Genomic DNA, 12,707 nt, shown 5'->3' on the forward strand with positions numbered 1-12,707 from the left:
CGTATGAGTACTGCTCCTCTCCGTGTGGGCCTCGTCGGCTACGGCCTGGCCGGCTCCGTCTTCCACGCCCCGCTGATCGCCACCACCGAGGGGCTCGCCCTCGACACGGTGGTCACCTCGAACCCCGAGCGGCAGCGGCAGGCCCGCGCCGAGCACCCGGACGTACGCGTCGCCGCCTCGCCGGACGACCTGCTCGCCCGCGCCGGCGACCTCGACCTGCTCGTCGTCGCGTCCCCGAACAAGACGCACGTCCCGCTCGCCACCGCCGCCCTGAAGGCCGGCCTGCCCGTCGTCGTGGACAAGCCGCTGGCCGGCACGGCGGCCGAGGCGCGCGAGCTGGCGGCCCTGGCCGAGGAGCGCGGCCTGCTGCTGTCGGTCTTCCAGAACCGCCGCTGGGACAACGACTTCCTCACCCTGCGCCGGCTCCTCGACGACGGCGAGCTGGGCGACGTCTGGCGCTTCGAGTCCCGCTTCGAGCGCTGGCGCCCGCAGACCAAGGGCGGCTGGCGGGAGTCCGGCGACCCCGCGGAGATCGGAGGTCTGCTCTACGACCTCGGCAGCCATGTCGTCGACCAGGCCCTCGTCCTCTTCGGCCCGGTCACCCAGGTGTACGCCGAGGCGGTCGTCCGCCGCGCCGGCGCCGAGACCGACGACGACACGTTCCTCGCCCTGACCCACGCGAACGGCGTCCGCTCCCATCTGTACGTCTCCGCCACGGCCGCCCAGCTCGGCCCCCGCTTCCGGGTGCTCGGCTCGAAGGCCGGGTACGTCAAGCACGGCCTGGACCCGCAGGAGGCGGCGCTGCGCGAGGGACGGCGGCCCGGCGACGAGGCGGACTGGGGCACCGAACCCGAGGAGCTGTACGGGCGGCTCGGCGCCGGCGAGTCCCCGCTCACGGGCGGCGGCAGCGCCGTCCCGACCCTGCCGGGCGACTACCCCGCCTACTACGCGGCCGTCGCGGCGGCCCTGCGCGACGGCGGCCCCAACCCGGTGACCGCCCTGGAGGCGGCCGCCGCCCTGGACGTCCTGGAGGCGGCGCGACGCTCCGCCCGTGACGGAGTGACGGTGACCCTGTGACGCACACGAGCGGACCGACCCCGAAGTTCCAGCCCGAGCTCACGCCCTCGCTGGAGGAGCTGGAGGCCCAGGAGCGGCGCCTGGTGTTCCCGCGGTTCACGTACGAGGACGCCTGGGCGCTGGGCTCCCTGCTGGTGGAGCTGGCCCGGGAGCGCCAGGCGCCGGTCGCGATCGACATCCACCGTAGCGGGCAGCAGCTGTTCCACGCGGCGCTGGCGGGTTCCACGCCCGACAACGACGCCTGGATCGCCCGCAAGCGCCGGGTCGTGGAGCGCTACGGCTCCTCGTCCTACCTGGTGGGCGCCCGGTTCCGCGCCAAGGGCACGACGTTCGAGGAGTCCTCGCGGCTCGATCCCGACGTCTACGCGGCCCACGGCGGCTCGTTCCCGGTCACCGTGGAGGGCGTCGGGGTCGTCGGCGCGGTCACGGTGAGCGGTCTGCCGCAGCTGGCGGACCACCGGATGGTGGTGGAGGCGCTGGAGAGCTTCCTGGCGAAGCCGTAGCGGATGCCGGGACCGCGTGACCCGAGCGGCCACGCGGTCCCGCCGCTCACGCCTGCTGGAACTCCTGCCGCTGCCGGCCGAGCCCCTCGATCTCCAGCTCCACGACGTCCCCGGCCCGCAGGTACGGCTTCGGCTCGGGGCGGCCGAGGGCGACCCCGGCCGGCGTCCCCGTGTTGATGACGTCACCGGGGTAAAGGGTCATGAAGTGGCTGACGTACCGCACGACCTCCCCCACCGGGAAGATCTGCTCGGCCGTCGTGCCGTCCTGCTTCAGCTCGCCGTTGACCCACAGCCGCAGCGCGAGGTCCTGCGGGTCGGGCACCTCGTCGGCCGTCACCAGCCAGGGGCCCAGCGGGTTGAACGTCTCGCAGTTCTTGCCCTTGTCCCAGGTGCCGCCCCGCTCGATCTGGAACTCCCGCTCGGACACGTCGTGCGCCACCGCGTACCCGGCGACATGCGCGAGCCCTTCCTCGGCGGACTCCAGGTAGCGGGCCGTACGGCCGATGACGACGGCGAGCTCGACCTCCCAGTCCGTCTTGACCGAGCCGCGCGGCACCAGCACGGTGTCGTCGGGGCCGACGACGGTGTCCGGCGCCTTGAAGAAGACGACCGGCTCGGACGGCGGCTCGGCGCCGGTCTCGCGGGCGTGGTCGTGGTAGTTGAGGCCGATGCACACGATCTTGCCGATCCGCCCGAGCGGCGGCCCGATCCGCAGCCCCTCCGGGTCCAGCGCGGGCAGCTCGCCCGTGCCGGCGGCGGCACGGACGCGGCCGAGCGCCTCGGGGTCGGCGAGCAGCGGTCCGTCGATGTCCGGGACGAGTCCCGACAGGTCCCGCAGGGTCCCCTCGGCGTCGAGCAGCGCGGGCCGCTCCGATCCGGCCGTACCGACGCGCAGCAGCTTCATGGTCACAATCTCCCTCGATCGTGGGGCGCCCGCCGACGGGTGCAGCCATCGGAGGACTGGTCGATCGTCCAAGCTGTACGGGCAGTCCGCAAGACCCGGTTCACGTACTGGACCGGGCTCGGCGTCAGCGGTAGAGGGCGGCGCGTTCGACGGCGCTCCACGTCGTGCTGGTCACCACGTAGAGGGCGGCGGCCAGCGGCACCACGGCGACGGTGACGAGGGTGAAGAAGGACATGAACGGCATGACCTTGCTCATCGCCCCCATGCCGGGCACGGCCTGGCCGTCGGCCACGGGCGCCACCGGGTCGGCGGCCATCATCCGCTTCGTACGGCGGTAGTTGAACACGGCGACGCCGGCGACCAGCAGGAACAGCGCGAGGTACACGAGCCCGGCCGGGCCGAGGGCGCCCCCGTCGCCGAGCGCGTCGGCCCAGCGGTCGCCGAGGGGCGCGGCCAGCAGCTGGTGGGACAGCAGCTCGTTGGCGTGCCCGCCGATCGTCGTGTTGGAGAACAGGTGGTACAGCAGGAAGAAGGCGGGCAGTTGGAACAGGCCCGGCAGACAGCCGGCGAGCGGGGACACCTTCTCCTCGCGGTGCAGCTCCACGACGGCCTGCTGGAGCCGCTCGGGGTTGCGGCCGTGCTTCCTGCGCAGCTCGGCGATCTTCGGCTGGAGTTCCTGGCGCGCCTTCTGGCCCCGCGCGGCGGCCCGGGACAGGGGGTGCACGAGCAGCCGTACGAGCGCGGTGAACAGGACGATCGCGGCGGCGGCCGCGGTGGCGCCGAACAGCGGGGTGAGCAGGTCGGCGAGGCGCGACACGAGGTCGGCGAAGACGGACATGGGTGAGCCCTCCGTGGGTCTCGTCGTGCCGGAGTGGGATGGATGCCGGTCGGTGGGACGGCATGGCGGCATGACGACCCGCGTGGGGTCACACGGTCAGGAATGACGGAAGGGGTGCGTGCCCTACGCGGTGGTCGCCGGGAGGGCGTGCCCGGGTGCCCTGGGCCGGGGCCGGCCGGAGGCGTCGGGGTCGCGTTGGGGCAGGAAGGCGGTCCGCCGGGCGCGGTCGCGGATGGCCGTCCGTACGTGCGTGGGCGGCACGGTGGGGGCGGCGCGCGAGGCGAGGAGGGAGCAGGCGGCGAACGCGGAGCTCGCGGCGGCGGTGGCGGCGAGGGCGACGGTCGCGGAGAGGCTGCCCGTGTCGAGGAGCGCGATCTCCAGGAAGAGGAACACCAGCAGGGCGGCGGGCCGCAGCCGCGACGCTGTGCGGATCATCGGCTGCCCCCCTCGCGTTCCGGCGTCTGCCTCACTGGTCCTGACGTCCGTTTATACAGGACGCGTCCTACAGGACGAGCGACGGAAGGAAATCGTTCCCGTCCCCGGCCCCCGGGTCAGGCGGGCTCCACCTCGAGGGGTTCCAGCAGGCGCTTGGGCCGCAGCAGGGCCCGGCCGACCGGGTCCGCGGGGTGGGGGTCGAGTCCGGGTCCCGGCACCATCTCGACGTCGGCGACGGGGACGACGATCCCGCAGGCCGGGCACTCGCCGTACGGCCCCAGCTCGGTCCCGCAGCCGGCGTGCCGGAAGGCGCGCAGCTTGCGCTCGCCGAAGTGCTCGCGGCCCCACAGGCCGAGCGCCCGGAGCGTGGGCCACAGGGCGATGCCGCGCTCGGTGAGGACGTACTCGTCGCGCGGCGGGGACTGCTGGTAGCGGTGCTTGACCAGGATGCCCTCGGTGGTGAGCGTCTGGAGGCGGGCGGCCAGGACGGCGCGCGGGATGCCGAGGTGGACGAGGAAGTCGTTGTAGCGCCGGACGCCGTAGAGCGCGTCCCGCACGATCAGGAGCGTCCACCGCTCACCGACGATCTCCAGCGCGCGGGCGATGGAGCAGTCCTGCGTCGCGTAGTCCTTGCCCAGTGCCATGTCCTTCACTGTACCCCTTTCCACCTCCTTGGTTCGGTGAACAGACTCACGATGCTACGGTGACCCCATGCCTAGGTTCACTGAACGAACTGATGCCGCCGTCGCCTCCGGCCCGGCCGTCGACCCGACCTCCCCGCCCGGCGTGCGATCGGGCCGCGCCACCCTCGCGCTGACCAGCGCCGCCACCGCCGTCGCCCTGATGACGTACACGGCCCCGATGGTCACGCTCCCCGAGACAGCGGCCGATCTGCACACCCCGCTCTCCGCGCAGGCGTGGCTCCTGAACGGCACCCCGCTGGGCCTCGCCGCCCTCCTCCTGGTCGCCGGCAGCCTCGCCGACGACTACGGGCGGCGCCGGATCTTCGTCGCGGGCACCCTCGCGCTCGGCGTCACCACCGCGCTGGGCGCGCTGACCAGTTCGACCTGGCTGTTCACCCTGGCCCGCGTCGCGCAGGGCGCCGCGAGCGCGGCCCTCCTCGCCAGCAGCCTCGGCCTGATCGTCCACGCCTTCCCGAGCCCGCGCGGCCGGCTGCACGCCACCGGGGTGTGGGGCGCGTTCGTCAGCGGCGGCATCGCCGTCGGCCCCCTCATCACCGGCGCGATGCCCAGCTGGCGCGTCGCCTACGGCGTCCTGGGCGCGGCCGCGATCGTCGTGGCCGCCCTGTCCCACCGCGCCCTCACCGAGTCCCGCGCCCCACGCGGCGGCCGGCCCGACCTGGCCGGCGCGGTCACCTTCGGCCTGGCACTGGTCGCCCTGGTCGCGGCGCTGACCCTGGGCCGGGACGGCTGGCTGCGGGCGCCCGTGGCCCTGCTGCTCCTCGCGGCCGTGGTCCTGCTGGGCCTGTTCGCGGTCGTGGAGCGGCGCACGGCGACCCCGATGATCGACCTGGGCCTGCTGCGCCGCCCCGGGTTCCTGGCGTCCTCCACCGGCGGCCTGTTCACCGGCCTCGCGGTGATCGGCCTGTTCAGCTTCCTGCCCGCGCTGCTCCAGCAGACGCTCGGCCTGTCCGCGATGGACACGGCCTGGCTGTTCCTGCTGTGGTCCGGGCTGTCCTTCGCCGTGGCCCTCCAGGCCCGCAGGCTGGCGGGCCGCATGGCGCCACGCCTCCAGCTGGCCCTCGGCTTCGCCCTGCACGCGGCCGGCACCCTCGCCCTGCTGGGCTCGCTCGGCTCCGGCTCCTGGACCCGGCTGCTGCCCGGCCTGATCGTCGCCGGGGTGGGCAGCGGCCTGCTCAACGCCGCGCTGCCCCTGCTCGCCGTGGAGTCGGTCCCGGCCCAGCGGGCCGCGATGGGCTCGGGCGCCCAGCAGACCTTCCGGTACATCGGCTCCTGCGCGGGCGTGGCCCTCACGATCGCCGTCGTGACCTCCTCGAAGGGCGGCCTGTCGCACGGCGCCGACATCGCGATGGTCGTCTCGGCGGTCCTGTCGCTGGTGGCGGCGGCCGCGGTGGCGGCGCTGCGGGAGCGGACGGCCTGAGGAGACGGAGGGGGCGGGGATGGCCTGGGGGCGACCTGGGACGACCTGGGGGGACCGCGGGGGACCTGGGGGGACCTGTGGGGGTGACCGACTTCTCCCCTCCGTCCTCTCCCTCTGCCCTCTCCCAGGACATGTACGGGCAGTACGGTGTCCCCCATGCGCCCCGACACGCCTGCCGAAAACGTCGACCACACCGCCGAGGCGGCACGCCTGGAGCGAACCGCCGGCCTCTACCCCGAGGACGCCGAGGCCCTGCTGCTGCGGGCCGCGGCACACCTGGAACTGTCCGGCGACCGCCCGGCCGCGACCGCCCTGTACGACCGCCTGCTGGCGTCGCCGGACCCCCTGGAGAACCCCCATCTGGTGCGCGCCCTCAAGGCGTCGAACCTCTGGGAGTACGGCCACGAGGCCGAGGCCAGGGCGATCATCGACGGCGTCCGCGCGTCCGCGCCGAGGGACCCGGCCCCCTGGGTGATCGTCGCGGAGGCGCTGGAGGCGCACGACGAACTGGAGCAGGCGCAGGAGACGTTCACGCAGGCGGCCCGGCTCCTCCTGACGGACGGCGACGAACCCCCGTACGCGGCGCGCCCGCTGCTGTTCGGCCGCCACCGGGTCCGCCGCATGCTGGGCCTGGCCCACGACGAGTGGGACGCCCTCGCGGACACCCTGCACTCGATGCCGGTCTCCCTGGACGAGCTCCACGACCCCAAGCGGGTCTGGTCCCTCGGCTCGGACAACCCGGCGGAACTGGAGGCGGAGATCTCCCGCCTGCGCGCCGAGCTCGGCGCCTACCGGGAGGCCCTGTCGCGCCCGTTCCCGGTGGCGATGCTGCGCTGGCCGGCGGACGAACTGACCGAACTGCTGACGGCGTACCCGTCACTGTCCGCCGAGTACCCGTCGTACGACGAGCACCTGGCGACGATAGAGACGTCCCTGCGCGAACTGTCCGCCTCCGGCACCCCGAACCTGGGCATCGTCACCGGCACGGTCCCCTCCTACGAGGCCTTCGCCGCCTCGGAACTCTCCTCCCCGGACGACCCGACCCTCCTCCCCCAGTACGCCACCACCCTGGCCGCCCGAGGCCGAGCCATCGCGTGGCCGCCGCAGCGGGGGGCGGGGTGCTGGTGTGGGTCGGGGCGGGGGTATGGGGAGTGTCATGGAGTGGATGCGGGGTCTGACACCGCGGTGTGAGCCCGTACGACCCCCTGCCCCACCCGTGCTGCCCCCTGCCTGTCAGTGGCTGCTGCTAGAACTGAGCCACTGTGGTGCGGGATGGGGGGAGCAGCGTGGCTCAGTCGAGGGATCTGTCGCAGCCTGTCGCGGGCGTCTACGAGGCGGTCGTCACCCGGCGCATGCAGCAGCAGATGGAGCAGCTGCATGCGGCGGGGTGGAAGGCGATCGACGACGAGGTCAGTGAGGAGTCGTCGCCGCATGTCCTCGCCCGGCACATCGGCCAGGCGGTGAGCCGGCGACTCGCCCAGCTGCCGCCCGACCGGCGCGTCACCGTGGCCAACCAGATCATGGCGTCCCTCGCCGCCGGGGCCGAGGACGGCGGCGAGGCGGACACCATCGCCGAAGGCCCCCGGCAACTCCTCGCGCTGGCCGAGAAGGAGGCCCCCGGCGTCTACGCCGTACGTCCGCTGACGCCGCTGTCGGAGACCGCGCTCATCACGAACGCGCCCGACGACCCCAGCCTCGGCAGCGAGCTCCGCGCCGAGCTCGCGACCGCCGACCGGATCGACCTGCTCTGCGCCTTCGTCAAGTGGTACGGCCTGCGGGTCCTGGAGGACTCCCTGCGGGCGGCCGCCGAGCGTGGCGTGCCCATCCGCGTCATCACCACGACCTACATCGGCGCCACCGACCGCCATGCGCTGGACCGGCTGGTGCGGGACTTCGGGGCGGAGGTCAAGGTCAACTACGAGACCCGCTCGACCCGGCTCCACGCGAAGGCGTGGCTCTTCAGGCGGGACAGCGGGTTCGACACGGCGTACGTCGGCAGCTCCAACCTCTCCAAGGCCGCGCTCCTCGACGGCCTGGAGTGGAACGTCCGGCTGTCGTCCGTGGCCACGCCGGCCGTGCTCAGCAAGTTCGAGGGCACCTTCGACGCCTACTGGAACGACCTCGCCTTCGAGTCCTACGACCCGGAGCGCGACGCCCACCGGCTGGACGACGCACTGCGCACCGCGGGCGGGCCGGTGTCCGGCCGGGACGCGAAGATCAGCCTGTCCGGTCTGCAGGTCCGGCCGTACCCGCACCAGGCGGACATGCTGGAGCGGCTGCGCGTCGCCCGCGAGGTCCACGGTCACCACCGGAACCTGCTGGTCGCCGCCACCGGTACCGGCAAGACCGTCATGGCCGCCCTCGACTACCGGCAGCTGCACCGGCAGGGCGGCGGACGGCAGTATCCGCGGCTGCTCTTCGTCGCCCATCGCAAGGAGATCCTCAAGCAGTCGCTGCGCACGTACCGCGAGGTACTCGACGACGCGTCCTTCGGTGAGGTCTTCTACAGCGGCGAACTCCCCCGCGACTGGAAGCACGTGTTCGCCAGCGTGCAGTCGCTCACCGAGCAGCGCCTCGAGCAGTTCGCTCCGGAGCACTTCGACATCGTCGTCGTGGACGAGTTCCACCACGCCACCGCGGCCACGTACCGCCGGGTGCTCGGCCACTTCCAGCCGAAGCAGCTTCTCGGACTGACGGCCACCCCGGAGCGCGCCGACGGCCTCAATGTGCAGGACGCGTTCTTCGACGGCCGGATCGCCGCCGAGATGCGGCTGTGGGAGGCCCTCGACAACGACCTGCTGTGCCCGTTCCACTACTTCGGCGTGCCGGACGGCACGGACCTGAGACGGCTTGACTGGCGTTCGGGCGCATACGACCAGACACAGCTCGGGGAGCTGTTCTCCGCCGACGACGCCCGCGCCCGTATCGTCATCAAGCAGGTGCGGGACAAGGTGCCCGACCCCACGACCATGCGGGCCCTGGGCTTCTGCGTCAGCCGCAAGCACGCCCACTTCATGGCACGGTACTTCCGGGCGGCGGGCCTCGAGGCCGAGGCCCTGGACAGCACGTCGCGTCCCGAAGTCCGCGAGGACGTCCTGTCACGACTCAAAGAGGGCAGGACCCAAGTGGTCTTCTCCGTCGACCTGTTCAACGAGGGCCTGGACATCCCCGACGTCGACACCCTTCTGCTCCTGCGCCCGACGAGCAGCGCCACCGTCTTCCTTCAGCAGCTCGGGCGGGGCCTGCGCCGCACACCGGACAAGCCCGTGCTCACGGTGCTCGACTTCATCGGCCAGCACCGCGCCGAGTTCCGCTTCGAGGAACAGTTCCGCGCGATGACCAACCTCTCGCGCGGCCGCCTGCTCGAGCACGCCGAACACGACTTCCCGGTACTGCCGTCGGGCTGCCAGATCATCCTCGAGGGCAAGTCGAAGGACCTGGTGCTGGACAACATCCGGACCCAGCTGAAGGCGACGGCCCAGACCCTCGCCCGCGAGGTCAGGGCGTTCCACACACCGCGGCTCGCGGACTATCTGAGCGAAAGCCGGCGTGAGATCCGGGAGTTGTACAAGTCCAGCAACTCCTGGACGTCGATCCTGCGCCGGGCCGGACTGGCCGGGGAGCCCGAGCAGCCCGGCGAGGCGGACCTGCTGAAGCGCGTGCACGCGTTCCTGCACGTCGACGACCGGGAGCGCGCCGACGCGTATCTCCGCATGCTGGCTGACGACGCTCCGGCGTACGAGTCGCTCAGCCCCCGCGACCAGACCTACGCGCGCATGCTCTTCTTCACGCTCTGGGACAAGGCCGGTGGGTTCGGGTCCTACAGCGAGGGCTTCGAGGCGCTCCGTGCGCAGCGCGCGCTGCGCAGTGAACTGCGCCAAGTCCTCCGGTATGTGATGGAGCAGGCCGACCACCTGCCCGTCCCCCTCGAAGGGCCGCACGCAGACGTCCCGTTGAAGATCCACAGCGCGTACAACCGGTCGGAGATCCTGGCCGCGCTCGGCGTGGCACGCTTCGGCGGGCAGATGCCCGGCTCCTTCGCCCAGGGCGTGCTGTGGGACGAGGCGCATCAGACCGACGCTCTGCTGATCACTCTGGAGAAGAACGAGAAGGACTTCTCCCCCACCGTGCGCTACAAGGACTACGCGCTGAGCCCTTCGCTCTTCCACTGGGAGTCGCAGAGCACCACGGCCGACACCTCGCCCACGGGCCTCCGGTACCGGCAGCACGAGCAGCGCGGCAGCCACGTACTGCTGTTCGCCCGGCGGTACAAGGAGACCGACATCGGCAAGGCGCAGCCGTGGATGCTGCTGGGACCGGCCACCTACGTCCAGCACGAGGGCAGCAAGCCCATGGCCATCACCTGGCGCCTCCATCACGACCTGCCCGCGGACGTGTGGTCGTACGCGAGTATTGCCGCAGGGTAGGGCGCTCCGCTGTCCGCCGCCAGGCTGACAGCCGGTCAGCGGTACGGACCTATCGCCGTTCTGATGCCCCCTCACCCCATGGCCCGTTCGGCAGTCCTCGGGCGGCGAGGGGTGGGATATCGGATTAGCCTCCGAGATGAGCGCAAAGTGGATCATTTCGTGTGCGCTCGCCGATCCCACCCCCACCCGTAGGAGGAAGAATGCGCAAGCTCCAGAGGGCCGCTCTCGCGGCCGTAGTGATCGGTAGCCTCACCTGCATAGCCACCGGCACGGCCAGCGCGCAGCCCGCCTACGGTGGCGACGGTTGTCACTCGCACGACTTCAACCTCGACATCCTCGGTGAGGTCGGACTCCTGAACGGGCTGGGCGGCAATCTCATCAACGGTGAGGGGAGCCCAGGCGGGCAACACACTCACCTGGGTTCCAGTTGCGGTGGGGGCCACTGAGCCGCACGTTCGCGGCGGGCGACTCACCCCGACGAGGGCCCCGAGCCCGGGCACACGCCCGGTGCCGGGGCCCTCGCCCGTGTCCGGGGTCGTAGGGACGGACCCGGCGGCCGGGGTCCGGGGCCGTTGCGGAAGGATGGCGGGCCGTACCGATCCCCGGGGTGACCTTCCGGGGCGAGTGAGGGGGAGGGGGCATGGGTGTGCTCGTACTGGCCGGGATTGTGCTGCTCGTCGTCGTGGGCTGCGTCTGTGTCGTGTGGGCGGCGCGGGGCGGGCCTCGCTGGGTGCGGGTGGTGTCCGCGGTGACGCTGGGCGTGGCCGGGATCGTCACGGCGCTCGTCCGGGGGATGGGGTCGAACAAGTCCAGCTCCGACTCCGGATCGGACGACTGAGCCGCGGGCCCGGGCTGCGCTTCTCCGACGGGGTCGCCGACGCCTGGGCCGAACGCTCGGTAAATCGTTTGCCGGGCGGGTTCGAGGGCCGTTACCGTGCCCTCACTTCGACGAGACGTTCCCCGGAGACACGCCGCAGCGTGGGAGCGTCCCACCTCCGCGACGAGGTGCGGGAGGGGCGGCAGCCGACTTTGCCGACCCCTCATTCCGGAGGTTTCCCAGATGAGCTCCACCCTCGACGTGGGCATCGGTCTGCCCATCGGTGATCCCGCCGCCCTCCTCACCTGGGCCCGGCGCGCCGACGCCGGTCCCTTCAGCACCGTCGGTCTGCTCGACCGGCTCGTGTACGACAACCCCGAACCGCTCGTCGCCCTCTCCGTCCTCGCGGGTGCCACCTCCGGCGTCCGGGTGCAGACCGAGGTGCTGCTCGCCCCGTTGCGCGGCACCGCCCTGCTGGCCAAGCAGGCGGCCACCCTGGACCGGATGACCGGGGGGCGGCTCGTCCTGGGGCTGGGGGTCGGCGGGCGGGAGGACGACCATCTCGTCGCCGGTACCGAGCTGCGCACCCGGGGGCGGCTGATGGACCGGCAGATGGGCCTCATGCGGCGCCTGTGGGCCGGTGAGGCGCACGGGGGCGGTGCCGGTCCCGTCGGGCCAGCGCCCGCCCGTGCCGGGGGGCCGCAGGTGCTGTTCGGCGGGTTCCAGCCGGCCGCGCTCGAACGTGTCGCGCGCTTCGGCGACGGCTTCCTCGCCGCGGCTCCGCCCTCCTGGGCGGGCGGGCTGTTCGACACCGTGCGCGGCTTCTGGAAGGAGTACGGCCGGGACGGCGAGCCCCGCCTGGTGGCCCAGGTGAACGTGGCGCTCGGCCCGCCGGACGTGCTCGACGACGCCCGGTCCCGGCTGCTCGCCTACTACGCCTTCACGGGCATGGCCGACCGGATGGCCGAGGGGCTGCTCACCACCCCGGCCGCGATCCGCGCGGCGCTCACCGCCTACGCCGATCTGGGCGTGCACGAGGTGATGCTCTACTGCTACGGCCTCGACCCCGACCAGGTGGACCGGCTGGCCGACGTGCTCTGATGCCGGGCCGCGGCAGGAAGGCCTCGCCGGTGGAGGGCGGTGACGGGCCGCCGGTTATCTTCATGCTCTACAGCTCGGCCGGCAGCAGCGGCCGGCGCAAGCGGTTGGAGGGACACATGGCGAGGATCCCCAGCGCGGTGGTCGCCGCGAGCGGGCTCGTCGGCGGGTACGGCGTGGCCCGCTGGACCAGGAAGCGGCAGCTGGGCGGGGCCGTGCTGGCCCTCGCGGGCGCCACGGCCGCGCAGCAGTGGCGGCGGCAGGCCGGCGACCGGGCCGCGGTGGCCCTCACCGTCACCTACGCCGCGGCCTTCGCCGGATCGCACCCGCTGGCCAGGAAGGTCGGCGCGGGGCCGGCCGTCTTCGGGGTCGCGGGGGCCGTCGCCCTCGCCTCCTGGGCGGTCGCCGACCGCCGGGGATGAGGCGCAGGTACGCGGGCTGAAGCAGGGAGGAGGCGCCGGGCCCGGCGCCTCCTCCGTCAGTAGCG

Annotated in this window: 13 protein-coding genes; 9 read left to right on the top strand and 4 right to left on the bottom strand. The window is 72.8% G+C overall.

Going from position 1 to position 12,707, the window contains the following annotated elements:
- Positions 1-3: 3 nt before the first annotated feature.
- Positions 4-1,077 (top strand): Gfo/Idh/MocA family oxidoreductase, encoded by a 1,074-nt coding sequence (locus tag F8R89_RS13375; RefSeq protein WP_151784193.1) that lies wholly within the window; start codon positions 4-6, stop codon positions 1,075-1,077.
- Positions 1,074-1,580, top strand: coding sequence for a heme-degrading domain-containing protein (locus tag F8R89_RS13380; protein ID WP_151784194.1), 507 nt, complete (start codon positions 1,074-1,076; stop codon positions 1,578-1,580). Before F8R89_RS13375 ends, F8R89_RS13380 begins: the two co-directional genes overlap by 4 nt.
- A gap of 46 nt (positions 1,581-1,626) precedes the next feature.
- Here the strand turns inward: F8R89_RS13380 and F8R89_RS13385 are convergent, their stop codons facing one another.
- From F8R89_RS13385 to F8R89_RS13400, 4 genes are all read right to left on the bottom strand, one after another.
- Positions 1,627-2,484, bottom strand: a complete 858-nt coding sequence (locus F8R89_RS13385) for a fumarylacetoacetate hydrolase family protein (RefSeq protein WP_151784195.1) — start codon at positions 2,482-2,484, stop codon at positions 1,627-1,629.
- A 124-nt stretch (positions 2,485-2,608) separates the two neighbouring features.
- Positions 2,609-3,322 (bottom strand): YidC/Oxa1 family membrane protein insertase, encoded by a 714-nt coding sequence (locus F8R89_RS13390; RefSeq protein WP_151784196.1) that lies wholly within the window; start codon positions 3,320-3,322, stop codon positions 2,609-2,611.
- Between the two features lie 123 nt (positions 3,323-3,445).
- On the bottom strand, positions 3,446-3,757 hold the full coding sequence (locus F8R89_RS13395; protein WP_151784197.1) for a DUF6412 domain-containing protein: 312 nt from the start codon (positions 3,755-3,757) through the stop codon (positions 3,446-3,448).
- A 116-nt stretch (positions 3,758-3,873) separates the two neighbouring features.
- Positions 3,874-4,401 (bottom strand): winged helix-turn-helix transcriptional regulator, encoded by a 528-nt coding sequence (locus tag F8R89_RS13400; RefSeq protein WP_151784198.1) that lies wholly within the window; start codon positions 4,399-4,401, stop codon positions 3,874-3,876.
- 67 nt (positions 4,402-4,468) lie between these two features.
- Between F8R89_RS13400 and F8R89_RS13405 the strand changes: the two genes are divergently transcribed.
- The 7 genes from F8R89_RS13405 to F8R89_RS13435 all read left to right on the top strand — a co-directional run bounded on the left by F8R89_RS13405 (position 4,469) and on the right by F8R89_RS13435 (position 12,642).
- A complete protein-coding gene (locus F8R89_RS13405; RefSeq protein WP_151784199.1) occupies positions 4,469-5,878 on the top strand; it encodes an MFS transporter in 1,410 nt (469 codons plus the stop codon).
- Positions 5,879-6,034: 156 nt separating this feature from the next.
- Positions 6,035-7,069: an SEC-C domain-containing protein gene (locus F8R89_RS13410; RefSeq protein ID WP_151784200.1), complete on the top strand. Its 1,035-nt coding sequence runs from the start codon at positions 6,035-6,037 to the stop codon at positions 7,067-7,069.
- A gap of 95 nt (positions 7,070-7,164) precedes the next feature.
- Positions 7,165-10,305, top strand: coding sequence for a DUF3427 domain-containing protein (locus F8R89_RS13415; protein WP_413251253.1), 3,141 nt, complete (start codon positions 7,165-7,167; stop codon positions 10,303-10,305).
- 200 nt (positions 10,306-10,505) lie between these two features.
- Positions 10,506-10,751 (top strand): hypothetical protein, encoded by a 246-nt coding sequence (locus tag F8R89_RS13420; protein WP_151784201.1) that lies wholly within the window; start codon positions 10,506-10,508, stop codon positions 10,749-10,751.
- 194 nt (positions 10,752-10,945) lie between these two features.
- On the top strand, positions 10,946-11,143 hold the full coding sequence (locus F8R89_RS13425; RefSeq protein WP_151784202.1) for a hypothetical protein: 198 nt from the start codon (positions 10,946-10,948) through the stop codon (positions 11,141-11,143).
- Between the two features lie 222 nt (positions 11,144-11,365).
- The gene (locus F8R89_RS13430; RefSeq protein WP_151784203.1) at positions 11,366-12,223 is read left to right on the top strand and encodes an LLM class flavin-dependent oxidoreductase; all 858 of its coding nucleotides are present in this window, start codon (positions 11,366-11,368) and stop codon (positions 12,221-12,223) included.
- Between the two features lie 116 nt (positions 12,224-12,339).
- Positions 12,340-12,642: a hypothetical protein gene (locus F8R89_RS13435; protein WP_151784204.1), complete on the top strand. Its 303-nt coding sequence runs from the start codon at positions 12,340-12,342 to the stop codon at positions 12,640-12,642.
- Positions 12,643-12,707: the final 65 nt, after the last annotated feature.

Origin of the sequence: Streptomyces sp. SS1-1 (assembly GCF_008973465.1) — a bacterium.
Classification (GTDB): domain Bacteria; phylum Actinomycetota; class Actinomycetes; order Streptomycetales; family Streptomycetaceae; genus Streptomyces.